The sequence below is a fragment of the Nonomuraea harbinensis genome, from assembly GCF_019396385.1.
Lineage (GTDB): Bacteria > Actinomycetota > Actinomycetes > Streptosporangiales > Streptosporangiaceae > Nonomuraea > Nonomuraea ferruginea.
In genome coordinates this window covers 53,087-78,713 of sequence record NZ_JAHKRN010000043.1, presented here as the reverse complement: position 1 = coordinate 78,713, position 25,627 = coordinate 53,087, and the positions used below count along the sequence as shown (strand labels likewise).

Genomic DNA, 25,627 nt, shown 5'->3' with positions numbered 1-25,627 from the left:
GGGAAGGAAACACCCGGTTACATTCCGAACCCGGAAGTTAAGCTTCTCTGCGCCGATGGTACTGCACTCGGGAGGGTGTGGGAGAGTAGGTCACCGCCGGACAATTTTCATATGGGAAAGGCCCCGAGGCTACGGCTTCGGGGCCTTTCTTGTTTTCGGGGCCACCGCGATCACACCGGTACGTTCCGGCTCCGCGAGGGCGAACGGACGACCGGCACTCCGGACCGGCCCCATGATGGAGGTATGACTTCAGTGACTTACCGCGTGTGCGTGGTCTGCATGGGCAACATCTGCCGCTCCCCGATGGCCGCGACCGTGCTCCGCAAGGTGCTGGACGGTCACGGGCTGGGCGAACAGGTGATCGTGGAGAGCGCCGGCACCGGCGGCTGGCACGTCGGCGGGCCGATGGACGAGCGGGCGCTGCGGGTGCTCGCCGCTCACGGGTACGACGGATCCGAGCACGTCGCCCAGCAGTTCACCGCCGACTGGTTCGACCGCTACGACCTGGTGCTGGCCATGGACCGCGACAACCGGGCGTTCCTCAGCCGGATGGCGTCCTCCGGCGTGGAGGTGCGGCTGTTCCGTTCCTTCGACCCTGACGCGCCTGCCGGCGCCGAGGTGCCCGACCCGTACTACGGCGGCGAGGAAGGGTTCATCGAGGTGCTTACCCTGGTGGAGGCCGCGTCCGTGGGCATCGCCAAGCACATCGCCGATGAGATCGACTGAGGACCTGGGCACGTCCCACGGCTGGCGGTTGCAGAGGGGCGTGCTCGACGACGGCCGCGTGGTGTTCGCCAAGACGGGAGCCCGTTCGCCGGTCTTCGCCTCCGAGGCGGCCGGGCTGCGCTGGCTGGGCGAGGTCATCGCTGTGCCCGAGGTGATCGAGGCCGGTGCGGACCGGCTGGTCCTGTCGTGGGTGGACGAGGAGCCGCCGAGCGCCGCCGCGGCCGAGCGCTTCGGCCGCGACCTGGCGCTCATGCACCGGGCCGGGGCGGACGCCTTCGGCGCGCCCTGGCCGGGGTTCATCGCGGAACTGCCGATGGACAACGCGCCCGCCGGCGACTGGCCGACCTTCTACGCGGAGCGGCGGGTGCTGCCGTTCGCCCGGACGGCCCGGCTGCCGTCCCGTGACCTGGCGCTCGTCGAGCGGGCGGTGGCGCGGTTCGCCGAGGTCGCCGGGGAGCCGGAGCCGCCCGCCCGCATCCACGGCGACCTGTGGAGCGGCAACCTGCTGTGGTCGGGCGGCCGGGTCGTGCTGATCGATCCCGCGGCCCACGGCGGCCACCGGGAGACCGACCTGGCCATGCTCGCGCTGTTCGGGGCGCCGTACCTGGACCGGATCCTGGGCGCGTACCAGGAGGAGGCCCCGCTCGCGGACGGCTGGCGCGAACGGGTCCCGCTGCACCAGTTGCATCCGCTGCTCGTGCACGTGGTGCTGTTCGGCGGCGCGTACCACGGCAGCCTGATGGACGCCGTGGCGAAGGTGCTCGCGCTCTAGGAGTTGAGCCGGCTGATGACCTCGTCGTGCAGGAGGCCGTTGGTGCACACCAGGCTGCCGCCCTCCAGGCCGCGCACGCCCGCCGTGTCGGTCCAGCGGCCGCCCGCCTCCTCGACGATGACCGTGAGCGCCGCCATGTCCCACGGCGACAGCTCCGGCTCGGCCGACAGGTCCACCGACCCTTCGGCCACCATCATGTGCGACCAGAAGTCACCGTACGCGCGAGTGCGCCAGCAGGAGCGGCCCAGGTCGAGGAAGCCGTCGAGGCGGCCGGTCTTCTCCCAGCCGCTGAAGCTGGAGTAGGAGAAGGACGCGTCGCCGAGGCTGGAGACGGACGACACGCGCATCCGGGTCGCCTTTGTCAGGCTCCTGCCGGTCCATGCGCCGCCGTCGGTCGCCGCCCACCAGCGCCGGCCCAGCGCCGGGGCCGACACCAGGCCGACCACGACCTTGCCGTACTCCATGAGCGCGATCAGCGTCGCCCAGACGGGAACCCCGCGCACGTAGTTCTTCGTGCCGTCGATGGGATCGACGATCCACGACCTGGCCCCCCAGCCGGTCTTGCCGAACTCCTCACCCACCACCGCGTCGCGCGGCCTGGCGCGGCGCAGCGTGCCGCGGATCGACTCCTCGACGGCGCGGTCGGCGTCGCTGACCGGGGTGAGGTCCGGCTTGGTCTCGACCTTGAGGTCGACCGCCTTGAAGCGCCGCATCGTCAGGTCGTCGGCGGCGTCGGCCATGACGTGGGCGAGACGGAGGTCATCGTGGTATCCCTGCACGAAGTGTCACGCTACCGTGCCGCCTGTGCCGAACAGCAGTCACCCGCGGCGGCTTTTCTGATAAGCCCGATTTTCGGTTACCGGCTAGTAGCATGCGGGCATGTCACTTGACGTCGGTGATCTGCTGCTCCAGACCGTGCCCTTCGCCCGCACTCTCGGCATCACCTTCGACTCCGCCGCGGACGGGCGCGCCGTCTGCCGCCTGCCGGACCGGGCCGACCTGCACAACCATGTCGGCGGTCCGCACGCGGGCGCCCTGTTCACCCTGGCCGAGTCGGCGTCCGGCGCCGCCATGCTCACGGCCTTCGGCGACCAGCTCAATCGGGCGGTTCCCCTGGCCACCGCGTCGACCGTCCGCTACCTCAAGCTGGCCAAGGGCGAGATCGTGGCGTCGGCGCGGCTGCTGGCCGCGCGCGAGGAGGTGGTGGGGCGGCTGGACGCCGGTGAGCGGCCGGAGTTCGACGTCGAGGTCGAGGTACGGAACGAGGAAGGCACGGTGGTGGCCACCCTCACCGTCTCCTGGACCCTGCGCCCTTCCCGCTGAGGTCTGGTCACGGGCTGTCGTCGAGCGCGCCTTCCCGGCTGGCCAGGAGGCGGCGGAGGGACCGCAGGCGGGCCGTGTCGGCGTGACCGGCGGCCACCCAGGCGTCCAGGGCGCAGCCCTCCGTCAGGTGGGTGCAGCCCTTGGGACACTTGACCGTGCCCTCCACCAGGTCGGGGAAGGCGGCCAGGACCGTCTCCACCGACACGTGGGCAAGGCCGAAGCTGCGGACACCGGGCGTGTCGATGATCCACCCGCCTTCGGGCAGTTCGAGGGCGACGGCCGAGGTGGAGGTGTGGCGGCCGCGCCCGGTCACGGCGTTCACCTGTGACACGGCTCGGTTCGCGTCGGGGACGAGCACGTTGACCAGCGTCGACTTGCCCACCCCCGAATGCCCGACCAGCACGCTGATGCGCCCTTTGAGGTGGTCGCGCAACTCGTCCAGCGAGCCGCCCCGGTGGACGACGACGTGCGGCACCCCCAGCGGGGCGTACTGGGCCACCAGGTCGTCCGGCGGCGCCAGGTCGGACTTGGTCAGGCAGAGCAGCGGGTCGATCTCCGCGTCGAACGCCGCCACCAGGATGCGGTCGATCATGCGTGGCCGGGGCGGCGGATCGGCCAGCGCCGTCACGATGACGAGCTGGTCGGCGTTGGCCACCACCGGCCGCTCGATGCCGTCGGTGTCTTCGGTGTCGTCGGCCGAGCGCCGCAGCATGGACGTGCGCGGCTCCACCCGGACGACCCTGGCCAGCGTGTCGGGCCGGCCGGAGACGTCGCCCACGAGCGCCACCCGGTCGCCGACCACGATGCCCTTGCGGCCCAGCTCGCGCGCCTTCATGGCCACCACCAGGCGGCGCTGCTGCTTGCGCCTGGCCTCCACCAGTGTCGTGTAGCGGCCCCGGTCGACCGCCACCACGAAGCCCTGCTCCGCGTCGTCGTGGGCAGGGCGGATGCGGGTCCGCGGCCTGGAGCCCTTGCCCGGCCTGACCCGTACGTCGTCCTCGTCGTACTCCCGCCTTCTCAGCGGTCCACTCCTATGACCTCGCCGGCTCGTCCAGAGGGGCCGCATACCCCGGGAAGGGGGAGGTATCCGCGCACGGCGGTCACCGGTCGCCCAGCATGGCGGCCCACATGTCGGCGAACTCCGGAAGGGTCTTACCCGTCGTCGCGATGTTCTCCACCTCGACGCCGGGAACGGCCAGGCCGATCACCGCGCCGGCCGTGGCCATGCGGTGGTCGTCGTAGCTGTGGAAGAGGCCGCCGCGCAGCGGGCGGGGACGGACGACGAGCCCGTCGGCGGTCTCCTCGGCGTCGCCGCCGAGCCGGTTGATCTCGGTGACGAGCGCGGCGAGCCGGTTGGTCTCGTGGCCGCGCAGATGGGCGATCCCGCGCAGGCGGCTCGGCGTGCCGGCGAGCGCGGCCAGCGCGGCGACGGTCGGGGTCAGCTCGCCCACCTCGCGCAGGTCGGCGTCGATCCCGGCGATCTCTCCCGTGCCGCTCACGACGAGGTCGGCGACGCCGCCTGAGGCGGACTCCAGACGGACGTCGCCGCCCATCCGGGCGAGCAGGTCGCGCAGCGTGTCGCCCGGCTGGGTGGTCTCCAGCGGCCAGCCGGGGACCGTCACCGTGCCGCCCGTGACGAGGGCGGCGGCCAGGAACGGCGCCGCGTTGGACAGGTCGGGCTCCACCACCCACTCGCGGGCCGCGATCGGCCCCGGCTCGACGCGCCACACGTCGGGCTCGTGGTCGTCGACCCGGACGCCGGCGGTGCGGAGCATGTGGACGGTCATCTGGATGTGCGGCTGCGAGGGGACCGGCGGGCCGGCGTGGCGGACCGCCACCCCCTTCTCGAACCGGGCGGCCGTCAGCAGCAGGCCCGAGACGAACTGGGACGAGGCCGAGGCGTCGACCGTCACCTCGCCGCCGGTGAGCGGCCCGTGGACGGTGAACGGCAACGCGTCGCCGTCGACCCGCGCGCCGAGCGCCCGCAGCGCGTCGAGGATCGGGCCCATCGGGCGCTTGCGCGCGTGCGGGTCGCCGTCGAACGCCACCGGGCCGTCGGCGAGGGCGGCCACCGGCGGCACGAACCGCATGACGGTGCCGGCCAGCCCGGCGTCGATGCGCGCGCCGCCGCGGATCGGCCCCGGCGTGACCGTGTAGTCGACGCTGGAGGCGGTCTCGGCCGACGCGGTGAGCGTGGCGCCGAGGGCCCGCAGCGCCCCGGCCATCAGGTCGGCGTCGCGGCTGCGCAGCGCGCGGCGTACGACACAGGGACCGTCGGCGAGTGCGGCGAGCACCAGCGCCCGGTTGGTCACCGACTTCGAGCCGGGCAGCGAGACGGACGCCGAGACGGGAGCGTCGGCGTGCGGGGCGGACCAGTGGGCGTCAGGCATGCTCAAAGCCTACTGGCCCGCCGCGCCGTCACAGGAAGACGGCGGTGTCGAGCAGGAAGTCGACGGGGTCGGGGAGGTGGATCTCCTTGCCCAGGTCGACGCTGGTGGAGATCGTGTAGCGCCCGTCCTTCGGCTCGCTGAACACGGTGACCTGAGCGGGCTCCGCGATGGGGTCGATGAGCAGGTAGATCGGGATGCGGGCGGTCGCGTAGATGCCGGGCTTGTGCTCCCTGTCGTCATGGGTGCTGCTTGCCGAGACGGTCTCGGCGACCATGATCAGCCCGCTCGCGTACACCTCCCGGGCGCCCCATCGAGGGGCGTCCGGTGGGTAGAGGGCGAAGTCAGGCTCGTAGGGATCGCGGCTGCCGTCCATGCAGATGCTCAGGCCGGGGACGATCACCCAGCCGCGCTCGCTCGCTCGAGCGCCCAGCGCGAGGACGAGCTTGCCGATCATGACCTGATGCTCGGGGGTGCCTAGGGGGCTCACTATCAACCTTCCGTCGATGATCTCGGCGCGCATCTTCGTGCGGCCGACCAGGGCGTCGTAGACGTCGCGAAGGGTCGTGAGCTCTTTTTCGCCCGCGGGGGCGGGCGGGACTTCGCCGGTCGTGGCGGACACCTCCGGCTCGGGAGACGGAGCGGGGCATCCGTGAGTCTTGCGAGAAGTCGTCACCATCGTCCGTATCCCTTCGTGTCCTTTTCGATACTCAGAGTATTGCGCATGCGACTCGTACACGCGAGCGAATGATGGACGTGGCAGTGTGGAGGAATGTGCGGGAGATACGCGTCGGCGCGCGACAAGCACCAGCTCCTCGAGGAGTTCCAGGTGGAGCAGGACGCCGACCCTGAGAAGGAGCTCGGCGCCGACTACAACGTGGCGCCGACCAAGAACGTCTACGCCGTCCTGAGCCGCGTGCCGAAGGACGCCGAGCGGGCGGTGCGGCAGCTGAGGGTGGTCAAGTGGGGGCTGGTGCCGGCGTGGGCCAAGGACCCGTCCGTCGGGTCGCGGATGATCAACGCCAGGGCGGAGACGCTGGCGGAGAAGCCGTCCTACCGGCAGGCGTTCGCCAAGCGGCGCTGTCTGCTGCCCGCCGACGGCTACTACGAGTGGATGCCGGTCGAGGGCGACAAGAAGAAGAAACAGCCGTACTTCATCCATCCGTCCGACGGCGGGGTCCTGGCGATGGCAGGGCTGTACGAGTTCTGGAAGGACCCGAACCGCGCCGACGACGACCCGCTGAAGTGGCTCGTCACCTGCACGGTGATCACCACGGACGCGGAGGACGAGCTGGGCCGCATCCACGACCGCATGCCGATGATGATCGAGCGTGAGCGCTGGGGCGAGTGGCTCGACCCGAAGGTCACCGACACGGAGCAGGCGCAGCGGCTGCTGGTGCCGGCCCAGCCGGGCAGGCTCACCGCCCATCCCGTCGGCACCGACGTCAACAACGTCAGGAACAACGGCCCCGGCCTCGTCGAGCCGCTTCCGGAGGAGGGGGAAAGCGCGCTTTTCTGAAGGTGTAAGGAGCGTGTGAAGCGGGCATCCGGTGAGGAAAGCAATGGCATGCGTGTACGCGGTGTCACTGCTTATCACATGCCCCTCAATCGCACCGCGCGGGATTACCGGGGAGCTCCCGTCGCGGGTTGCCCTCACTTTCCCGGAGGTGCGGATCCGTGGACGCCGCGACCGCTCGTGAGCGACTGGAAGACATGCTCGCCGAACTCGACCGTTCGATCGGGGTGCTGCAGGGCGACCCGGTGGCGATCCGGGAGTACTCAGCCGCCGACGCGGGCTCCGACCTGACCGACGCCGATCGCGCCAGGGCGATGCTGACCGTCGCGACGACGCAGCGCAGGGCGGTGGTCGACGCCATCAAGAGGCTGGACGAAGGCACCTACGGACGGTGCGTCGACTGCGGCGCGCTGGTGCCCGAGGGCAGGCTGGAGGCCCGCCCGGAGGCGTCGCGGTGCGTGCAGTGCCAGGGCAAGCGCGAGCGCAGGCGCTGACCGCTCAGATCTTGCGGGCGCTGGCCACCAGGTGGATGCCGACCGTGTCGTCCTCGTCCGGACGCGCGTCGAGCTCGGTGCGCACCAGGTAGGACAGGGTGCGCGTGTCGGAGCCGAGCACGTGGTCGACCGTCGAGGGCGACAGCACCGTGCGCGGACGCACCCACTCGACGTCGAGGCCGGCGCCCATGAGCAGCTCGCGCAGCTGCGTGCTGCTGAAGCAGCGCGTGATGCTGCCGTCGGGCCACGGCACCAGCATGACCTCGCCGGTCTGCCGCAGGTGTTGCCACTGGCCCTGCTCGGCCAGGATCGCCATGCCCAGCACCAGCGAGTCGACGCACACCAGGGCGCGCCCGCCGGGCTTGAGCACGCGGGCCACGTCGCTCATCGCCGACTCGGCCATCAGCTCGATCGACATCGCGCGTTCCTCGGCGACCACCGCGTCCACGCTCTCGTCGGGCAGGAAGGACAGGTCGTCGGCGCGCACGTGGCGGACCAGCCCCGCCTCCCGCAGCCGGACGCCCTCGGAGGTCCGGCGGAAGTCGAGCACCTCGATCACCCGGTGACCCGCCCGGGCGGCCTGGCTGGACCACCGGCCGCGGCCGCCGGACAGGTCGAGGACGACCGAGGGCTGGGCGGGGAGCCATCTGCTGAGCTGTTCGGCGACGACGGCGTGGTAAAAGGTCCAGTACGGCCCCAGCGTTCCTGAGCCGTTGAGTTCCTCGGCCGGAATGGGCAGCACGCGCGACTCCTGGGTTCCGGAAAATGGCTACCAGCCGGTACGTATGGTTTTCCCCGCACCGGGTTGTTCGTCACCTTCTATCTTGCGGGAACAGACGAAGACGCGGGCGTGTTGCGAGGAGCATGCTCACTTTGCTCGACGCCCTCCCCGATGACCGCCCGGTCACCGGCGAACGGGTATCCTCCCCTGAGTACGGTGTCCCGCCACAGCTGGTCACCGGTGATCTTAGGGGGGTGGGTCCGGTGCCCGCGACAGGCGCGGAGACTCTGGAACAGCGGGGCGAGCGGTTCGAGCGTGATGTCATGCCTTACCTCGAGCAGCTCTATTCGGCCGCGCTCCGGATGACCCGGAACCCCGCCGACGCCGAGGACCTGCTGCAGGAGACCTTCGCCAAGGCGTTCGCGTCCTTCCACCAGTTCCAGGAAGGCACCAACCTCAAGGCGTGGCTCTACCGTATCCTCACCAATACTTTCATCAACAATTACCGCAAGAAGCAGCGCGAGCCCAAGCAGGCCGGCACCGAGGAGATCGAAGACTGGCAGCTCATGCGGGCCGGCTCCCACACCTCCAGCGGGCTGAAGTCGGCTGAGGTCGAGGCGCTCGAGCACCTCCCCGACGGCGACGTCAAGGAGGCCTTGGCCGCGCTGCCCGAAGACTTCCGGATCGCTGTCTACCTCGCCGACGTCGAGGGCTTTCCTTACAAGGAGATCGCCGACATCATGGGCACTCCGATCGGCACCGTGATGTCCAGGCTCCATCGCGGGCGCAGACAGTTGCGCGGTCTTCTGGAGGATTACGCTCGTGAGCGGGGCCTGGTCCCGACGGAGGGATCGAAATGAGCTGTGGCAAGCCGCATGAGACCGACTGTCGTGAGGTGCTCGACAGGGTCTACGAGTACCTCGACGGCGAGCTGACCGCCGGAGATGTCGCCGACATCCGCGTGCATCTCGACGAGTGCGGCCCCTGCCTGGAGGAGTACGACCTCGACAAGGCGATCAAGCAGCTCGTCGCCAAGAAGTGCGGCTGCGATCCGGTCCCCGACGACCTGCGCGACAAAGTGCTGGCGCGTATCGCACGGGTGAGGGCCGAGCTGTCCGACTAGGATCTCCCCATGCGCGTGCTTGTCACCGGGGGTGCCGGGTTCATCGGATCCAATCTCGTCGACCGTCTGCTCGCCGAAGGGCATGAGGTCGCCGTCGTCGACGACCTGTCCTCGGGCGGCCGCGACAACCTCGCCCAGGCGACCGGGACCGGCCGGCTCCGGCTGCATGAGCTCGACATCCGCGACCCCGCCCTGGTCGCCCTGGCCGCCGAGCTGAGGCCGGAGGTCGTCTGCCATCTCGCCGCGCAGATCAGCGTGCGCAAGAGCGTCGCCGACCCGGTGCTCGACGCCAGTCTCAACGTCACCGGCACCGCCGCCGTGCTCACCGCCGCGCGTGAGGGCGGCGCGCGCAAGGTGGTGTTCGCCTCGTCCGTCGCGGTCTACGGCAGGCCGCAGACGATCCCCGTGCCGGCCGGCGCCCCCACCGACCCGCGCTCTCCTTACGCCGCCTCCAAGCTCAGCGGCGAGACCTATCTCGCCGCCTTCCGGGGCCTGTACGGCATGGAATACACCACGCTCGTGCTGGCCAACGTCTACGGGCCCCGCCAGTCGCCCGAAGGCGAGGCGGGAGTGGTGTCGATCTTCACCGACGCGCTGCTCGGCGGCACTCCCACGGTCGTCTACGGCGACGGCACGCAGACCCGCGACTACGTCTACGTCGACGACGTCGTGGAGGGCTTCGTCCGGGCGTGCGGCTCCGCCGGCGACGGCCGCCGGTTCAACCTCGGCACCGGCATCCAGACCACCGACCGCAGACTTCACTCGCTGATCGCCGACGCGGCCGGCGCGCCCGACAAGCCGGGCTTCGCCCCGCCGCGGCCCGGCGACCTGCCGGCCATGGCGGTCGACCCGGTGCCCGCCTATGAGGGCCTCGGCTGGGAGCCGCGCGTTGATTTGTCCACAGGCGTGAAGAACACGGTCGAATGGGCCAGAAGTCGCCGCAGGTAGTTGTTCGATTACACTTTGCTTGCGATTCGTGACTCGGCCGGTTTGCGGGCGCCGTCTTCTGTAGCGTGAGCCCCAGAAATCGACGTGGAGGCCAGCGCATGTTGAAGCCACTGATCGCCCGGCTGTTCACGGCCGTCGTGCTCATCACCCCCGTGGCCGCGTTCCTGGTGGGCATGGCCACGCCCCCCGGGGTTTCCTGGACCTGAACGTGCGTTGGGGGCCGCAATGCGTGATCTGCCGTGGCCCGCGAGGGTCTACCTGGTCGCCCTGATCGGCGCGGTGGCCGGGCTCGTCGGGTGGAGCGCCGTCGCGCCCGGGGGCTCGGCCGTCGCGGGCAAGCTCGACGTCCTGCTCGTGCTCATGCTCCTGTTCCTGGTGTGCGAGTCGATGCCGACGTTGCTGACCGTGGAGCATTTCGCGGTGTCGGTCAGCTTCTCGGCGGCGCTGGCGGCTGTGGTGCTGATCGGGCCCGAGGGCGCGGCGCTGGTGGGGCTGACCGCCGTGCTGAGCGTGCGGCCCGGGCTGCCGCTCATCAAGCGGGTCTTCAACGGGGCGCAGTTCGCCATCTGCGGCTACGCGGCCGGCTTCGTCTACGTCTGGCTCGGCGGCGCGATCGGCGTGCCGGAGGTCCACGAGTTCGACGACCTCATCGGCCCGTACGTGGGCGCGACCGCGGTGTTCGTGCCGCTCAACATCCTGCTCACGCTCACCATGGTCCGGCTGGCGACCCGCGTCAGGCCGGTCGAGATGCCGCTGCGCGGGCTGGCCCAGTTCCTGCTGTCCTACTTCGGCTACGGCACGTTCGGGTTGCTGGTGGCGGGCCTGTGGGCGACCATCCAGTCGATCTCGGCGGTGCTGGTGCTGGTGCCGCTGTTCGTGGCGCGCTGGGCGTTCGGCCAGTATCACGCGCAGCAGCGCTCGTACGACGCGACGATCGCGGCGCTGTGCCAGGCGGTGGAGACCAAGGACTACTACACCCGAGGCCACTGCACCCGGGTGTCGCTGGCGTCCGGCATGATCGCCGAGGAGGTCGGCATGGGCGTGGAGCGGATGCGCGCCATCCGCTACGCGGGCATGCTGCACGACGTGGGCAAGCTCGGCGTGCCGACCAAGGTGCTGCAGAAGGACGGGCCGCTCACCGAGGAGGAGTTCGCCGCGATCCAGCTCCACCCGATGCGCGGGCTGGAGATCGTGCAGGGCATCGACTTCCTCGACGAGGCGTTCGCCGGGATCATGCACCACCACGAGCGCCACGACGGCAAGGGCTACCCGATGGGGCTGGCCGGCGACGAGATCCCGGAGTTCGCCCGGATCATCGCGGTGGCCGACGCGTTCGACTCGATGACCTCCGTCCGCTCCTACCGCGGCGCGCGGCCCGTCAGCGTGGCCGTGGAGGAGCTGCGCAAGGGGGCGGGCACCCAGTTCGACCCGGTGATGGTGGCGGCGTTCGTGCGGGCGCTGGAGCGCGAGCCGTGGCAGCCGCCGCGGCGCGTCGACCTGCCGCCGCCCGACGCCGCCGAGACCCCCACGAAGGACCACGACGACCCCACCATGCCCATCCAAGTGGTGACCGGGCAGTGACCCGCGCGCTCCGGCGGCTCCGCACGGGTCAGCTGCTGCTCATCTGCACCGCGGGCGCCGTGGCCCTGGCGGGCATCGCCCATGTCTCGGCCGAAGGGCTCGACCGGCCGGAGATCGCCGTCGGGTTCGGCGCGCTGATCGCGGCCGGCGAGCTGGCCAGGCTCACCATGCCGGGCAACCGGGAGGTCGCCCCGATCGGGGCCGCCGCCGCGCTCGGCTACACGTTGCTGCTCGACCTCAGCCAGGTCCAGCTGCACCACTCCGCGCTCCAGGTCGTGGCCGTGATCGCGGTCGGCATGATCGCGGGCGCGCTGCCCCACCTGGCGGTCGGCCGCCCGCCCCGGCTCGACGCGATGGCCCGCCGTCTGCTCACCGGCGCGCTGCTGGCCGCCGCCTTCAGGCCGCTCGCCGATCCGCTCTACTGGCTGACCCAGGGCGAGGGCGGCACCTGGTGGCCGGCGCTCGGCGTGATGGTGGTGCTGATCGGCCTGATGCTGCTGATCGACATGCTGATCGCGGCCATGCTCAGGGCCGAGCAGGTGCGCACGGCCTTCCGGGTGGCGCTGCGCGACGAGCTCAACGTCGCCTTCCCGCTCGGCGCCGCGGTGGCCTCCTCCGGGGTGCTGCTCGCGCTCGCCACGCACAGCATGGACCTCGTGGCGCTGCTCGTGTTCGCGGCCCCGCTGCTGGTCACCCAGGTGGCCTTCCGCAAGTACGCCGGGATCCGCGCCACCTACCTGCAGACCGTGCGCGCCCTGTCCAGGGTCACCGAGGTCGGCGGCTACGTCGAGCCGGGCCACTCGCGCAGGGTGAGCCGCCTGGCCGTGGCCGTCGGCAGGGAGCTGGGCATGGCCGAGCCGGAGCTGCTGGAGCTCGAGTACGCCGCGCTGATGCACGACATCGGCCAGCTCTCGCTGCGCGACCCCATCCCCGGCGGCGCCACCGTGGTCGCCGAGCCCGACCAGGCCCGGCGCATCGCCGAGCTGGGCGCCGAGGTGATCAGGCAGACAGGGGTGCTGGACCGGGTGGCCGACCTGGTGAGCCGCCAGTGCGACCCGGTGAGCGAGGACCCTCCGCTGGCCAGCCGCATCATCAAGGTCGTCAACGCCTACGACGACCTGCTGGGCGGGTCGACCGACCGCGACCGGGCGAGCGCCGCGCTGGAACGGCTGAGGCTGGGCGCGGGGGTCGCGTACGATGCCGACGCGGTCGAGGCGCTGGCCCGCGTGGCGGGCCGCCTGCTGCTGCGGCTGTAGGGGTCGCGCAGTGAGCCGGGCCGCTAGCGGGTTTCCGTGAGCTCACCATTGTAGGAATCCTACAGAACCGGTTGTCCGGATCGGTGGTGTCGAGGGAAAGGGATCAGGGGTGCGGGAGCCGTAGGGTTGCTCCGTGCTGACTGAGTCGCTGGGGCCTGTTCTGGTCGCCAACCGGGGAGAGATCGCCCGCCGGATCATCCGTACCGTCAAGCGGCTGGGGCTGCGGGCGGTGGCGGTCCACTCGGAGGCGGACGCGGGGTTGCCGTTCGTGCGTGAGGCCGACGAGGCGGTGCTGATCGGCCCGGCCGCGCCCGCGCAGAGCTATCTCGACACGGCCAAGGTGCTGGAGGCGGCCAGGGCGACCGGAGCCCGCGCCGTCCACCCCGGTTACGGGTTCCTGGCGGAGAACGCCCGGTTCGCGCAGGCCGTGATCGACGCCGGGCTGGTCTGGGTCGGGCCGTCGCCCGAGGCGATCGACCGGATGGGCGACAAGATCAACGCGCGCAACTTGATGGAGGCGGCCGGCGTGCCGGTCGCGGCCGGCACCCGCGAGCCCGCCACCGACCTCGACCTGGCGCTGGAGGCCGCCCGGAGCATCGGCTACCCGGTGATGGTCAAGACCGCCGGGGGCGGCGGCGGGATCGGCATGAGCGTGGCGCGCGACGAGAGCGAGCTGGCCAAGGCGTTCGAGCAGGCGTCCAGGGCGGCCGCCCGGTTCGCGGCGGGCGACGCGCCGGCCGGGCCGGCCATCCTGCTGGAGCGCTACATCGAGCGGGCCCGCCACGTCGAGGTGCAGATCCTGGGCCTGCCCGGCGGCAAGGTCGTGGCGCTGGGCGAGCGCGACTGCTCGGTGCAGCGCCGCCACCAGAAGGTGGTGGAGGAGTCGCCGTCACCCGGGCTGACCCCCGAGCTGCGCGAGCGCATGCTCGCGGCGGCCGTGCGGGCCGGGGAGGCGGTCGGCTACCTCGGCGCCGGCACCGTCGAGTGCCTGGTCGACGCCGACGCGCAGGACTTCGTCTTCCTGGAGATGAACACCCGGCTCCAGGTGGAGCATCCGGTCACCGAGCTGGTCACCGGGCTCGACCTGGTGGAGCTGCAGCTGCGCGTCGCGGCGGGGGAGTGTCCCGAGGTGACGACGGCGACGGCCGGGCACGCGATCGAGTTCCGCGTCTACGCCGAGGACCCGAAGCGCTTCTTCCCCGGGCCCGGCACGATCACCGTGTGGGACGAGCCGACCGGCGACGGGGTGCGGGTCGACTCCGGCTACGCGGCCGGTGACACGGTGACCCCGTTCTACGACCCGCTCATGGCCAAGCTGTGCGTGCACGCGCCGACCCGTACCGAGGCGCTGGAGCGGGCCCGCAAGGCGGTGGCGAGCTTCACCGTCGAGGGTCCCAAGAACAACCTGGCGTTCTGCGCGGAGCTGCTGGAGCACCGCGAGTTCGTCAAGGGTGACTACGACACGGGTCTGGTGGCGCGGATGCGCGGCGGCAGGCCCGCATGACATTGTTGGATCATTTCCTCGAAGGGAGTCGCGGTGGCTGAGGTCCGTGCGGAGATGGTGGCGAACGTCTGGAAGGTGGTCGTCAAGGAGGGCGATGCGGTCTCCGACGGCGACACGCTGGTCATTCTCGAGTCGATGAAGATGGAGATCCCGGTGCTCGCCGAGGACGACGGCGTGGTGGTCCGGCTGAAGGTGGCCGAGGGCGACGTGATCCAGGAAGGCGACCTGATCGCCGTCATCGAGTGACGCGGCTCATGAACCTGTCGCGGTCGACCACGACCCGCTCGATCGTGCCGCGGGCGACGACCGCGTGCCTGTCGCGGGCGAGGAAGCCGAAGGTCAGCCGCCTGCCGTCGACCGCGGTCAGCTCGGTCTCGATCTCGACGTGGGTGCCGACCGGGCTGGCCGCCAGGTGCTCCAGCTCGGCGCGGGTGCCCACGGAGGTCTCGCCCGGCTCCAGGTGGTCGAAGACGGCCCGCACGGTGGCCTGCTCGGCGAGGGCCAGCAGGCGCGGTGTGGCGAGCACGGGCACGTCGCCGCTGCCGATCTTCGTCGCGGTGTCCTCCACCTCGACCATGATCATCAGCTGGGCGCGCAGACCTGGAGCGAGCGTCATGTGTCCAAGCCTAGTAGTCGACTACGGGCATCGAGATCTGGTGCAAAACGGGGACAAGCATGACCCCGAGGCCGCAGGATAGGGTTTGTACGGCTTATGGCATTTGTGTGGCGTGTGAGAAGGGTGAGTCGTACTCTCTCGAAGTTCCGTGACCTCTGTGTTACCTCACCGCGACACAAGTCCGCTTTGTTGGAGAACCCTGGGGTGGGCGAGGTTCGAGAGGTAGAGGGGTAGCGGGGGAAGTCATGGTGGCCCAAGGGACGACGCTGGCCGGGCGGTATCGTCTGGATACCCGCATCGGCGCGGGCGGCATGGGCGAGGTCTGGCGCGGCGAGGACACCGTCCTGGCCCGGACCGTCGCCGTAAAGGTGCTGCTTCCGGGCCGCATGCAAGACCCCGGGTTCCTGGCCCGTTTCCAGGCCGAGGCCAGGGCGATGGCCACGATCAACCACTCCGGGGTCGTCGACGTCTACGACTACGGCGTGAGCGGCGACACCGTCTACCTGGTGATGAAGTTCGTCGACGGTGAGCCGCTCGACCGGCTGCTCACCCGCCTGGGCCGGATCGCCCCCCAGCCTGCCATGGAGCTGATCGCGCAGGCCGCGTCCGCCCTGCAGGCCGTCCACGACCAGGGCATCGTGCACCGCGACGTGAAGCCGGGCAACCTGCTCGTGCAGCGCGACGGCACGCTCGTGCTCACCGACTTCGGCATCGCCCGCTCCGACCTGGGCAACCGGCTCACCGACGCCGGCATGGTGCTCGGCACCGCCGCCTACTGCGCGCCCGAGCAGGCCGAGGGCGCCCCGGTCACACCCGCGGTCGACATCTACGCGCTCGGCGTGGTCGCCTACGAGTGCCTGGCAGGGCAGCGGCCGTTCGACGGCGACAGCCCCGTCACGATCGCGCTCAAGCACATCAGGGAGGCGCCTCCGCCGCTGCCTCCCGACATCCCGCCGCCGGTGCGCGCGCTGGTGGAGCAGGCGCTGTCCAAGGACCCCGCGCGGCGCTTCCCGAGCGCCCGGGCGATGAGCGAGGCGGCGCGCATGATCGCCGCCGGCCAGTTGCCGCCCGCCCAGCCGTCCATGCCGTCGACGGGCGCCACCATGCCCCCGCCGGTGGCGTCCTATCAGACGGGCGCCATGCAGGCCCCCGAGGCGACCACGGTGGCGGGGCCGCGGCAGAGCCGCCGCGCCGCCGCCAAGGCGCCCCGCCGGGGCGGTCTGGTGGCCGCCCTGGCCGCGGCCCTGGTGGTCGGGGTGGGCGCGGGCGCGGTCGCGCTGACCAACATGAGCGGTGAGACGGTGCCGCCGCCCGACCCGGACAAGGTGGCGATGAGCCAGCCGGCCGAGGTCACCGACGAGCCGGCCCCCGCCAAGACCACCACGAAGCCGCCCAAGCCCAGGCCCACTCCGACGACGGAGACGCCGGTCCGCCCGGAGACGACGCCGACGCCCGAGGAGACGAAGCCGTCGCAGTCCCCCACTCCCACGGCGACCCCTACGGTGACGCCGTCGAAGACGCCCTCCGCCACCCCGACGACTCCCAAGCCCAAGAAGCCTGTGCCCTACGTGGTCGACCTGCCGTATCCGCAGGCGAAGTCCATGCTCAGCGCCTCCGGGTTCAAGATCTACGCCGACGACCAGACCGGCGGCAAGGTCAAGGAGGAGTGCCTGAAGGTCGCGCAGAGCTGGCCGGACGGCGGGGAGGAGCTCATCGTGGGCAAGGTGGTCAAGGTCGTCCTCATCCCGATCGACCCCTGCCCCTCGTCCACTCCGAGCGCCTCGGTCACGCCGGTCCCCAAGAACTAGCCCCTCACACCCCCGTGGTGTTGCGCGGGTAGGCGATCTGCGGGTCGGTGGCGATGTTCACCATGTACGGGATGCCGGAGTCGAACGCGCGGCGCAGCGCGGGCCCGATCTCCGACGGGTGGGTGACCAGTTCGCCGCCGCCGCCCAGCGCCGTCACCACCTGGTCGTAGCGACACTGCGGCTGCAGCTCGGCCGCCACGTCGTAGCCGTAGAGCAGCTGCATGGGGTGCTTCTCCAGGCCCCAGATGCCGTTGTTGCCGCAGATCATGACGACCGGCAGGCGGTGCCGTACGAGCGTGTCGACGTCCATCAGCGAGAAGCCCGCGGCGCCGTCGCCGAGCAGCAGCACCACCTGGGAGGACGGGCGGGCCAGGCGGGCGGCGATGGCGTAGCCGAGCCCGGTGCCGAGGCAGCCGTACGGGCCGGGGTCGAGCCAGTTGCCCGGCTGCCGGGGCTCGACGTACTTGCCGGCGTAGGAGACGAAGTCGCCGCCGTCGCCGATGACCACCGCGTCGTCGGCGAGCACCTTGCCCAGCTCGCCGTAGATGCGCATGGGATGGATCGGGTCGGTGTCGGCGGCCAGCAGGTCGGCGTCGCCGGCGATGGCCGCGGAGGCGGTGTCGGCGAGCGTGGACAGCCAGGCGGCGTAGCGGGAGGGCTTGACGCCCGCCTCGCCGCAGGCGTCGCCGAGGCTCCACAGCACCACGGACAGGTCGCCGGCGGTGGAGGCGGCCGGGGGCATGTGGGTGACCAGGTGGGACGGGGCGTCGGTGATGTGCACCACCTTGGCCAGCGGCGCGCCGTCCTTGCCGCCGAACCAGCCGTAGCCGAGCCGGAAGTCGAGCGGGGTGCCGATCACGACGACCAGGTCGGCCTTGGCGAACGCCTGGCCGCGGGCGCGGGTGACGAGCAGCTCGTGGCCGGCCGGCAGGATGCCGCGGCCCTGGCCGTTGGGGATGACCGGCAGCCGCCACGCCTCGGCGAAGTCGCGGGCGGCCTCCTCGGCCCGGTCCATCCACACGTCGGACCCGTACACCAGGACCGGGCGCTCGGCCTCGGCCAGCAGCCGGGCGATGGCGCGCAGGTCGTCGGGGTCGGGCTCCAGCGGCGAGGGCGTCTGCGTCTGCGGCTCGTGCACCGGCGACGGCGAGAACAGGTGGTCCATGTAGAAGTCGAGGAAGACGGGCCCCCGGTGCGGCGCCACGGCCGTGCGGAAGGCCATCTCGACGTCCTGGCCGGTCGACTCGGGGCCGGAGGAGGTGAACGCCAGCTTGGTGATCGGGGCCAGCAGCGGTGGGTGGTCCATCTCCTGCAGGGCGCCGCTGCCCCAGCGGGACTGGGGGGCCCGCCCGCCCATGACGACCACCGGCGAGCCGTTGAAGTGGGCCGTGGCCACGCCGCTGACGCCGTTGGTGATGCCGGGGCCCGCGGTGAGCACCGCCAGGCCGGGCTTCCTCGTCAGGCGGGCGGTGGCCTCCGCGGCGAACACCGCGCTCTGTTCGTGGCGCACGTCGAGGATGCGCATGCCCTCGTGCTGGGCGCCGTCGTACAGGGGGAAGACATGTCCTCCCGAGAGGGTGAACATGGTCTCGACACCATAGGCCTTGGACACGGCGACGGCGGCGTCACCGGCGTGCTTCGCAGACTCCATAGCCCGGAACTTACCAATGAGTCACATGAGTAAACAGCCTTCAAGGAGGAGGTCAGCAGCAGATGTGGATGACGCCGTCGCGGGTCGTGGCGCGCACCTTGCGTGACGAGGACGGGTCGACGCGGCTCTCGACGTCCGTCTCGGGGGCGCTGGCGGTCACGTCGTAGTCGCCTTCTGGCAGGTCCATCCCGATGTCGCCGACGGCCCTGACCACGGCGCGCACGTCGGCCGGGGGAGTGTCGAACGACAGCCGCACCGTGCCGGTGCCGGTCTCGGCGTCCACCACGCCGCCGCGCAGGCGTGCGGCGTCGATGTCGCCGGTCTCGCTGCGCAGCCGCAGGTCGCCGGTCAGGTCGTCGGCGTCGACGAGTCCCCAGGCGGAGGTGAGGCTGACGTCGCCGTGGATGCCGCTGACGCTCAGCGAGGCGCTCGTGGTCGCCTCGATGTCGGTCTCCGGTGGTACGAACAGCTGGTAGTTGACCAGGCAGTCCGGCTGACCGGGGAGGTGGTCGCCGGGGCAGCCGCCGTCGAGGCGGAGCGCGTCGTCGGCCCACTCCTCGCTCACCGTGGGCTTCCGCTCGGTCCACATCAGCTGGCGCCCCACCCCGACAGACCCGGCCCGGCCCGCCTGGATGTGCACGTGGATGTCGTCGCCGGCCTCGATCGTCAGCGCGCCGCCCCGGAACGGGATGGACCGCCACGTCAGCTCGGTGGGCGGGCTGGGGTCGGCGACGGCCTGCCAGACGAGGTTGGTGGAGACGGCCAGCGCGACCACCGTCAGGGTCGCGCCCAGGACCAGCCAGAGCCGCCTCACGGCAAGCTCCTGATCTTGAGGAACTGGAGCACGGCCAGCACCCGCCGGTGGTCGCCCTCGGCGGGGGGCAGGTCGAGCTTGGCGAAGATGTTGCCGATGTGCTTGCCCACCGCGCCCTCGCTGAGCACCAGCGCCTGCCCGATGCCCGCGTTGGAGCGGCCCTCCGCCATCAGCTGGAGCACCTCGTACTCGCGGGGTGTCAGCCGGTCCAGCGGGTCGCTGTGGCCGCGCAGCAGGAGCTGGGCCACCACCTCCGGGTCGAGCGCGGTGCCGCCGGCCGCGACCCTGCGCAGCGCGTCGACGAACTCGGCGACGTCAGCCACCCGGTCCTTGAGCAGGTAGCCGACGCCGCCCGTGGCGGACGACAGCAGCTGGGCGGCGTAGCGCTCCTCCACGTACTGCGACAGCACCAGGACCGCGAGCGCCGGCCGCTGACGGCGCAGCACCAGCGCGGCCCGCAGCCCCTCGTCGGTGTGCGTGGGCGGCATGCGGACGTCGGTGAGCACCAGGTCGGGCCGGTGCTCCTCGGCGGCCCGCAGCAGTCCCTCGGCCTCGGCCACGGCCGCGACCACCCGCATGCCCGAGCCCTCCAGCAGCCGGATCAGCCCTTCGCGCAGCAGCACGGAGTCCTCGGCGAGCACTATGCGCACGGTAGTTCCACCTCGATCGTCGTCGGCCCGCCCATCGGGCTGCTCAGCCGCAGCGTGCCGTCGACGGACTCGACCCGCTGGGCCAGGCCGCGCAGCCCGGTGCCCCGGTCCATCGTCGCGCCTCCGCAGCCGTCGTCGTACACCAGCAGGCGCAGCCGGTCGCGCTCGCGCCGCACGGTCACCTCGGCCCTGGTGGCCGCGGCGTGCTTGGCGATGTTGGTCAGTGCCTCGGACACGGTGAAGAACGCCACCGCCTCGATCGTCGGGGAGACGCGGCGGTCGAGGCCGACCTCCAGCCGCACCGGGATGGGGGCCCGCGCGGCCACGCCGGAGAGCGCCGCGTCCAGGCCCTGGTCGTTGAGCACCGCGGGGTGCAGGCCGCGGACGAGGTCGCGCAGCTCCCTGAGCGCCTGCTTGGCCTCCTCGTGCGCCTGCTCGATGGCCTGGCGCGCGGGGTCGGGCAGGTCGGTCAGCGTGGCGCGGGCGATGCCGAGGTTCATCGCGAGCGACACCAGCCGCTGCTGGGCGCCGTCGTGCAGGTCGCGCTCGATGCGGCGGCGCTCGGCGTCCGCGGCGTCGATCACGCCCGCGCGGCTCTCGGTCAGCGTCTCGATCCGCTCGTCCAGCTCCTTGCGGCTGGGGCCGAGCAGCGCGCGGGCGATCGCCAGGTCGAGCGCGGCCATGACGCGGGCCAGCAGCGGCGCCAGCACCAGCAGGACGACGCCGGCCAGCGCGTAGACGACCGCCACCGCGGGGTCGCGCAGGTCGGGCGTGAAGACCATGGGCGGCGGGCTGGACAGCGGCCCCAGGAAGGCCAGCACGCCCACGAGGCCCGCCCCCCAGGCCAGCGACACCAGGACGGCCGCGGGGAAGCTCACGAGCGGCGACAGCGCGTGGTAGCCCACCTGCCGCCACAGGCTCAGCGTGCGCCAGCCGGACGCCACCGGGACCGGCGGGATGCGCGCCCCCTGGAACGCCGCGAACCTGGAGCGCTGCACCCCGGTGAGCCAGGGCAGGGCGTGGCGGAGCGCGGCGGGGAACAGGGCCAGCGGGAGCGTCGCCGCGGCGAGCAGGCAGGCGACGGGCAGCCCGGTGATCACGTGCGCGGTGTCCAGCCAGGCCCTGGCCGACCAGGGACGGGGGACCTTCATGGAATCCACCGTATTGAGGTGGAAGGTCCGCTGGACATGGGTTTGTCGTCCGGGTCCGGGGTGGGGTTAGCCCCACCCCCGGTCAGGTGCGCGACTTCGGCCTGGCCCGGACGTGCATGCGCTCGCCCTGCCGGCCGAAGAGGCTGAGGACCTCGACGGGCTGCTCGTCGGCGGAGCCGAACCAGTGGGGCAGCCGGGTGTCGAACTCGGCCGCCTCCCCGGCCTTCAGCACCAGGTCGCGGTCGGCCAGCACCAGGCGCAGCCGTCCGGACAGCACGTAGAGCCATTCGTAGCCCTCGTGGGTCTGCGGCTCGGGTGTGCCGCCCCGGTGCGGGATGATCATCTTGAACGCCTGCAGCGGCCCCGGCTGGCGGGTCAGCGGCAGCACGGTCATGCCGTTGAGCCGCCGTGGGGTGGGGCGGATGCGCGGGTCGCCGACCTCGGGCGCGCCCACCAGCTCCTGCAGCGGCACCTGGTAGGCCTGGGCGATGGGCAGCAGCAGCTCCAGCGTGGGCCGGCGCTGCCCCGACTCCAGGCGTGACAGCGTGCTGGTGGAGATGCCGGTGGCCTCGGCCAGCCCGGTCAGGGTCAGGCCGTGCTCGGCGCGCAGCCGCTTGAGCCGGGGGCCGACCTGGGTCAGGACGTCCTCGATCGCTTCCGTCATGGCCACTCCCGCAGCGTGGCTTGCCGTTCCGGCAATTCTAGACGTGGTACGAGTCGCGGAACGCGGCGGGGTCGAAGGCGCCGCCCAGCGTCACGGCCAGCCCGCGCCGCGCCACCGCCGCGAAGGCGCCGGCGTCGAGCAGCCCGGCGCCCTCCGGCAGTGCCCCCGCCAGCGGCCGCGCCGCCAGCATCTCCAGGTCGGCCACGTTGCTCCGCTCGATCACGCCGGGCTCGGCGGGCCACCCGCCGATGACCACCCCGGCCAGGTCCAGCCCGCGGTGCGCGAGCGCCTCCAGGGTGAGCGCCGTGTGGTTGAGCGTGCCGCAGCCCGCCCCGGTCACGACCAGCACCTGCGCGCCCAGCAGCCTAGCTAGGTCGGCTATCGTCGCGCCGTCCTCGTCGAAGCGCACCAGCAGCCCGCCCGTGCCCTCCACGACCACCAGCCGGCTGCTCTCGGCCAGCTCCCTGATCCGCAGGGCGGCCTGCGCGAGCGACACCGGCGGCACCCCGGCCGCCCGCGCCGCCGCGGCCGGCGACAGCGGCTGCTCGAAACGGGCCAGCTCGAACGTGGTCGGCACCCCGGACAGCCTGATGACCTCGTCCAGGTCGCCGCGCTCGCCGGGCCGCACGCCGGTCTGCGCGGGCTTGACCACCGCCGCGCTCGCCCCGCGCGTGCGGGCCAGCGCCGCCAGGGCCGCGCACACCACCGTCTTGCCCACGCCCGAGCCGGTGCCGGTGACCACGATGACGCTCATCGGCCCAGCGTAGAGGGGCGCGACTCAGGGACGGCGGAGGCGGGTGACGAACTTGTAGCGGTCGCCGCGGTAGAGCGACTGCGCCCACTCCACCGGGTTGCCGTCGGCGTCGAAGGCGTGGCGGGTGAGCAGCAGCATGGGCAGGCCCACGTCCACGCCGAGCAGCTTGGCGTCGTACGGGGTGGCCAGCACGGTCTCGATGATCTCCTCGGCGTCGGTCAGCCGCACGGTGTAGGCGTTGTGCAGCGTCTCGTACAGCGAGGAGTGGACCTCCAGCTCGCGGCGCAGGCGCGGGAAGCGCCGCGCCGACAGGTGGGTGGTGTCGACCGAGACGGGCTCGCCGTTGGCCAGCCGCAGGCGGTGGATGCGCAGCACGCGGCCGCCCGGGTTGATCGCCAGCCGCCGCGCCAGCGGCTCGTCGGCGGTGATGTAGCCCATCTCCAGGATCTTCGTGTCGGGCTCCAGCCCCGCCGTGCGCAGGTCTCCGATGTACGAGGTGAGCTGCAGCACCTGGGCCACCTTGGGCTGCGCGACGAACGTGCCCTTGCCCTGGATGCGCAGCAGCCGTCCTTCGACGACCAGCTCGGTCAGCGCCTGCCTGACCGTGGTGCGGGAGGTCTCGAAGCGCACCGCGAGAGTCCGCTCGGGGGGCAGCGCGGTGCCCGGCTGGAGCGACTTCGTGAGCTCGAGCAGGCTCCGCTTCACGTCGTAGTACTTCGGTACGCGAGGGCCTTCGTCTGTCACGCTCTCACCTTCACTTCTGCCACGGCGGTGAGGGCGTGTCGGATCACCGCTAGATCATCGGAACCCAGATCTGCCCTCACGGTCAACCGCGCGCGAGGGCAGCGCGCCGGTGCCCCGGCTCTCTGCTCCGCGCAGACCCGCTCACCTGCCCTGCCGCGCGCCCGTACGGGCAGCTCAGGCTGATGGTGAAGGATATCCACAGCCGTGGGCGGCGTGGCAACCGAGGATCGCGTCCTTCCTGTTCGCGCAGGTGCGCAGTCGTACGGGAGACGTGCCTTTCGTCTCCTGCCCCCGCCGGTGATGTGATGGTTATCACTGGCCGTCCTCTGAGCGCGTACGGCCAGGGCGCCGGTTTGGATGTTCGGCGGGAAACCACGCATGATGCAGTCGTGCCGACTCTCAGCGACCTCGTCGTCCGCCACACCGCGCTCGACGGGGCGGACCTCGACTGGCTGCACTCGCTGGTCTCCGACTGGCAGCTGCTGGCGGACCTGTCGTTCGCCGACCTCATCCTGTGGGCGCCGCTGCTGGGGGAGGACGGCTGGATCGCGATCGCCCAGATGCGGCCCACCACCGGCCCCACCGTCTACCACGACGACGTCGTCGGCAGCGTCGTGGCCAGGGGCGAACGCCCGCTGATCGACACCGCCTGGAGCGAGCGGCGCATCTGCCGCGAGGGCGACCCCGACTGGTCGACGGGCGTCCCGGTGCGGGAGGAGACCATCCCGGTGCGACGGGCCGTCCCCGGCGGCGACGCCCGGTTCCTGGCCGTCATCCAGCGCTCCACCAACCTGTCGTCCGCCCGCACCCCGTCGCGGCTGGAGCTGACCTACCTGCAGAGCGCCTCCGACCTGGCGCAGATGGTGGCGGAGGGCCGCTTCCCGTTCTCCGGCGAGGAGCCCATCCTGGTGCGCTCGCCGCGCGTCGGCGACGGCCTGCTGCGGCTCGACCGGGCCGGCCGGGTCACGTACGCGTCCCCGAACGCGCTGTCGGCCTACCGGCGGCTCGGCCTGCACGCCGACCTGGTGGGCGTCGAGCTGGGCCGGGTCACCGCCACCCTGTGCTACTCCGACGAGCCGATCAACGAAGACCTGATGATCGTGGCCAGCGGGCGGGCCGCCAAGGAGACCGAGGTCGAGTCCGGCGGCACGATCGTGCAGCTGCGCGCGATCCCGCTGATCGTCGGCGGCGGCCGCATCGGCGCGCTGGTGCTCATCCGCGACGTGACCGAGCTGCGGCGGCGCGAGCGCGAGCTGATGACCAAGGACGCCACCATCCGCGAGATCCACCACCGGGTCAAGAACAACCTGCAGACCGTCGCCGCCCTGCTCAGGCTGCAGGCCAGGCGGCTGCAGGTGCCGGAGGGCCGGGAGGCGCTGGAGGAGGCGGTGCGGCGGGTCGGGTCGATCGCGATCGTGCACGAGACTCTCTCGCACGCGCCGGAGGAGTTCGTCGACTTCGACGAGATCGCCGACCGCGTGATCGCGATGGCGGGGGAGGTGTCGGCGCCGGAGGCCGGCGTCACGCCGCGCCGGCTGGGGGCGTTCGGCGTGCTGCCCTCGCTCATCGCCACGCCGCTGGCCATGGCCCTGACCGAGCTGATGCAGAACGCGCTCCAGCACGGCCGGCCCGAGCGGCTGCAGGTGGTGGTGGAGTCGGGCCCTGAGCGGCTGCGCGTCGTCGTCTGGGACGACGGCAGGGGCCTGCCCGAGGGGTTCGACCTCGACAGCTCGACCAGCCTCGGGCTGCAGATCGTCCGCACGCTCGTCGAGGGGGAGCTGTCGGGCAAGCTCTCGGTGAGACCGCGCGAAGGCGGCGGCACGGAAGCGACGCTCTCCATCCCGCTGCCCGCCGGAGACCGTCAGAAAGCCTGAACGCCGCGTCCCCTGGCTATCGGGGACGCGGCGCGGTCCTGGCGGACACGGTGTCGTGCCAGGCTGGTCGGCTCGTCGCGGTTTTCAGGCGGGTTCCTGCCTTCTGCGTCGATGTCGGTCAGGCGGTCGCGCGGGCCCGGGCCCGAGCGGTGCGTCGCTTGAGCGCGCGACGCTCGTCCTCACTGAGGCCACCCCACACACCGGCGTCCTGACCGGACTCCAGCGCCCACTTGAGGCAGGCTTCCACGGCCGAACAGGAACGGCAGACCTCTTTGGCTTCCTCGATCTGCATGAGTGCCGGTCCGGTGTTCCCGATCGGGAAGAACAGCTCGGGGTCCACGTCACGGCAGGCGGCTCGGTGTCGCCAGTCCATGCGTCCACTCCTTAGTAGATGGAGCCTGCGGTCGGCTCCGGTGCGGCTACTACTTTGTGAAGAGTTTCACTAAGGCGTGCGAACAATTCCCCGGCACCTTGTGGTGGAGCCGGGGCTGCCCGCATACGGCGGAGGACCAGGGGTTTTGGCTAAAGGTCCTACGTTCCGACGTCACTA

Annotated in this window: 28 protein-coding genes and 1 rRNA gene; 15 read left to right on the top strand and 14 right to left on the bottom strand. The window is 71.7% G+C overall.

The genetic code is table 11. The features are described from left to right. From rrf to KME79_RS33455, 3 genes are all read left to right on the top strand, one after another. Positions 1-102, top strand: a 5S ribosomal RNA gene (gene rrf / locus KME79_RS33465); the annotation flags it as partial. A 141-nt stretch (positions 103-243) separates the two neighbouring features. Next, a complete protein-coding gene (locus KME79_RS33460) occupies positions 244-726 on the top strand; it encodes a low molecular weight protein-tyrosine-phosphatase (RefSeq protein WP_246640842.1) in 483 nt (160 codons plus the stop codon). Next, entirely contained in the window at positions 713-1,498 is a 786-nt protein-coding gene (locus tag KME79_RS33455) for a fructosamine kinase family protein (protein ID WP_219548984.1), read from the top strand. The genes KME79_RS33460 and KME79_RS33455 overlap by 14 nt, the downstream gene beginning before the upstream one ends. Here KME79_RS33455 and hisN read toward each other — a convergent pair. Continuing rightward, a complete protein-coding gene (gene hisN / locus KME79_RS33450) occupies positions 1,495-2,277 on the bottom strand; it encodes a histidinol-phosphatase (protein ID WP_148029323.1) in 783 nt (260 codons plus the stop codon). The genes KME79_RS33455 and hisN overlap by 4 nt on opposite strands. 100 nt (positions 2,278-2,377) lie before the next feature. Here hisN and KME79_RS33445 point away from each other — a divergent pair, with 100 nt between their 5' ends. Continuing rightward, positions 2,378-2,821: a DUF4442 domain-containing protein gene (locus tag KME79_RS33445; protein WP_219548982.1), complete on the top strand. Its 444-nt coding sequence runs from the start codon at positions 2,378-2,380 to the stop codon at positions 2,819-2,821. 7 nt (positions 2,822-2,828) lie between these two features. Here KME79_RS33445 and rsgA read toward each other — a convergent pair whose 3' ends face one another. Genes rsgA through KME79_RS33430 form a run of 3 tightly spaced genes read right to left on the bottom strand, consistent with a single transcriptional unit; the run spans position 2,829 to position 5,887 of the window. After that, positions 2,829-3,887, bottom strand: a complete 1,059-nt coding sequence (gene rsgA / locus KME79_RS33440; RefSeq protein ID WP_246640841.1) for a ribosome small subunit-dependent GTPase A — start codon at positions 3,885-3,887, stop codon at positions 2,829-2,831. 34 nt (positions 3,888-3,921) lie between these two features. Further along, the gene (aroA, locus tag KME79_RS33435) at positions 3,922-5,211 is read right to left on the bottom strand and encodes a 3-phosphoshikimate 1-carboxyvinyltransferase (RefSeq protein ID WP_219548980.1); all 1,290 of its coding nucleotides are present in this window, start codon (positions 5,209-5,211) and stop codon (positions 3,922-3,924) included. Positions 5,212-5,239: 28 nt separating this feature from the next. Next, positions 5,240-5,887, bottom strand: a complete 648-nt coding sequence (locus tag KME79_RS33430; RefSeq protein ID WP_219548978.1) for a Uma2 family endonuclease — start codon at positions 5,885-5,887, stop codon at positions 5,240-5,242. A gap of 93 nt (positions 5,888-5,980) precedes the next feature. Here KME79_RS33430 and KME79_RS33425 point away from each other — a divergent pair, with 93 nt between their 5' ends. Both KME79_RS33425 and KME79_RS33420 read left to right on the top strand, forming a co-directional pair. Continuing rightward, positions 5,981-6,727, top strand: a complete 747-nt coding sequence (locus tag KME79_RS33425; protein WP_148029327.1) for an SOS response-associated peptidase — start codon at positions 5,981-5,983, stop codon at positions 6,725-6,727. A gap of 158 nt (positions 6,728-6,885) precedes the next feature. Further along, positions 6,886-7,218 (top strand): TraR/DksA family transcriptional regulator, encoded by a 333-nt coding sequence (locus tag KME79_RS33420; RefSeq protein ID WP_148029328.1) that lies wholly within the window; start codon positions 6,886-6,888, stop codon positions 7,216-7,218. Positions 7,219-7,222: 4 nt separating this feature from the next. Here the strand turns inward: KME79_RS33420 and KME79_RS33415 are convergent, their stop codons facing one another. Beyond that, entirely contained in the window at positions 7,223-7,960 is a 738-nt protein-coding gene (locus KME79_RS33415) for a class I SAM-dependent methyltransferase (RefSeq protein WP_148029329.1), read from the bottom strand. A 233-nt stretch (positions 7,961-8,193) separates the two neighbouring features. Between KME79_RS33415 and KME79_RS33410 the strand changes: the two genes are divergently transcribed. The 7 genes from KME79_RS33410 to KME79_RS45605 all read left to right on the top strand — a co-directional run bounded on the left by KME79_RS33410 (position 8,194) and on the right by KME79_RS45605 (position 14,597). Continuing rightward, positions 8,194-8,799: a sigma-70 family RNA polymerase sigma factor gene (locus tag KME79_RS33410; RefSeq protein ID WP_261808837.1), complete on the top strand. Its 606-nt coding sequence runs from the start codon at positions 8,194-8,196 to the stop codon at positions 8,797-8,799. Next, complete coding sequence (gene rsrA / locus KME79_RS33405; RefSeq protein ID WP_148029330.1) at positions 8,796-9,062, top strand: mycothiol system anti-sigma-R factor; 267 nt, start codon at positions 8,796-8,798, stop codon at positions 9,060-9,062. Before KME79_RS33410 ends, rsrA begins: the two co-directional genes overlap by 4 nt. Positions 9,063-9,071: 9 nt before the next feature. Next, on the top strand, positions 9,072-10,010 hold the full coding sequence (locus KME79_RS33400) for an NAD-dependent epimerase/dehydratase family protein (protein WP_148029331.1): 939 nt from the start codon (positions 9,072-9,074) through the stop codon (positions 10,008-10,010). 225 nt (positions 10,011-10,235) lie between these two features. Beyond that, positions 10,236-11,591 (top strand): HD-GYP domain-containing protein, encoded by a 1,356-nt coding sequence (locus KME79_RS33395; protein ID WP_219548976.1) that lies wholly within the window; start codon positions 10,236-10,238, stop codon positions 11,589-11,591. Next, positions 11,588-12,847 carry an HD-GYP domain-containing protein gene (locus KME79_RS33390; RefSeq protein ID WP_219548974.1) on the top strand — a complete coding sequence of 420 codons (1,260 nt, stop codon included), beginning with the start codon at positions 11,588-11,590 and terminating at the stop codon, positions 12,845-12,847. The genes KME79_RS33395 and KME79_RS33390 overlap by 4 nt, the downstream gene beginning before the upstream one ends. A gap of 133 nt (positions 12,848-12,980) precedes the next feature. Further along, positions 12,981-14,351 (top strand): acetyl-CoA carboxylase biotin carboxylase subunit, encoded by a 1,371-nt coding sequence (locus tag KME79_RS33385; RefSeq protein ID WP_308249151.1) that lies wholly within the window; start codon positions 12,981-12,983, stop codon positions 14,349-14,351. Between the two features lie 33 nt (positions 14,352-14,384). Next, positions 14,385-14,597, top strand: a complete 213-nt coding sequence (locus tag KME79_RS45605; RefSeq protein ID WP_148029334.1) for a biotin/lipoyl-binding carrier protein — start codon at positions 14,385-14,387, stop codon at positions 14,595-14,597. On the opposite strand, the gene KME79_RS33380 is transcribed toward KME79_RS45605, so the two are convergent. Then, entirely contained in the window at positions 14,587-14,967 is a 381-nt protein-coding gene (locus KME79_RS33380) for a thioesterase family protein (protein ID WP_246640840.1), read from the bottom strand. The two genes, KME79_RS45605 and KME79_RS33380, sit on opposite strands and share 11 nt — an antisense overlap. 245 nt (positions 14,968-15,212) lie before the next feature. Between KME79_RS33380 and KME79_RS33375 the strand changes: the two genes are divergently transcribed. Continuing rightward, positions 15,213-16,775 (top strand): serine/threonine-protein kinase, encoded by a 1,563-nt coding sequence (locus tag KME79_RS33375; protein ID WP_219548972.1) that lies wholly within the window; start codon positions 15,213-15,215, stop codon positions 16,773-16,775. Positions 16,776-16,779: 4 nt separating this feature from the next. Here KME79_RS33375 and KME79_RS33370 read toward each other — a convergent pair whose 3' ends face one another. From KME79_RS33370 to KME79_RS33340, 7 genes are all read right to left on the bottom strand, one after another. Continuing rightward, positions 16,780-18,426, bottom strand: coding sequence for an acetolactate synthase (locus KME79_RS33370; protein WP_219548970.1), 1,647 nt, complete (start codon positions 18,424-18,426; stop codon positions 16,780-16,782). A gap of 52 nt (positions 18,427-18,478) precedes the next feature. Then, positions 18,479-19,240: a DUF4097 family beta strand repeat-containing protein gene (locus KME79_RS33365; protein WP_219548968.1), complete on the bottom strand. Its 762-nt coding sequence runs from the start codon at positions 19,238-19,240 to the stop codon at positions 18,479-18,481. Further along, positions 19,237-19,890: a response regulator transcription factor gene (locus tag KME79_RS33360; protein ID WP_148029338.1), complete on the bottom strand. Its 654-nt coding sequence runs from the start codon at positions 19,888-19,890 to the stop codon at positions 19,237-19,239. Before KME79_RS33360 ends, KME79_RS33365 begins: the two co-directional genes overlap by 4 nt. Then, positions 19,881-21,041: a sensor histidine kinase gene (locus KME79_RS33355; protein ID WP_219548966.1), complete on the bottom strand. Its 1,161-nt coding sequence runs from the start codon at positions 21,039-21,041 to the stop codon at positions 19,881-19,883. Before KME79_RS33355 ends, KME79_RS33360 begins: the two co-directional genes overlap by 10 nt. 82 nt (positions 21,042-21,123) lie before the next feature. Then, positions 21,124-21,705, bottom strand: coding sequence for a helix-turn-helix domain-containing protein (locus KME79_RS33350; RefSeq protein ID WP_187280955.1), 582 nt, complete (start codon positions 21,703-21,705; stop codon positions 21,124-21,126). Between the two features lie 37 nt (positions 21,706-21,742). Then, entirely contained in the window at positions 21,743-22,459 is a 717-nt protein-coding gene (gene bioD, locus KME79_RS33345) for a dethiobiotin synthase (protein ID WP_148029341.1), read from the bottom strand. 24 nt (positions 22,460-22,483) lie between these two features. Then, complete coding sequence (locus tag KME79_RS33340) at positions 22,484-23,203, bottom strand: GntR family transcriptional regulator (RefSeq protein WP_148029342.1); 720 nt, start codon at positions 23,201-23,203, stop codon at positions 22,484-22,486. A 389-nt stretch (positions 23,204-23,592) separates the two neighbouring features. On the opposite strand from KME79_RS33340, the gene KME79_RS33335 reads away from it, so the two are divergent. Beyond that, a complete protein-coding gene (locus tag KME79_RS33335; RefSeq protein ID WP_148029343.1) occupies positions 23,593-25,077 on the top strand; it encodes a PAS domain-containing sensor histidine kinase in 1,485 nt (494 codons plus the stop codon). Between the two features lie 118 nt (positions 25,078-25,195). On the opposite strand, the gene KME79_RS33330 is transcribed toward KME79_RS33335, so the two are convergent. Beyond that, the gene (locus KME79_RS33330; RefSeq protein WP_148029344.1) at positions 25,196-25,450 is read right to left on the bottom strand and encodes a WhiB family transcriptional regulator; all 255 of its coding nucleotides are present in this window, start codon (positions 25,448-25,450) and stop codon (positions 25,196-25,198) included. Positions 25,451-25,627: the final 177 nt, after the last annotated feature.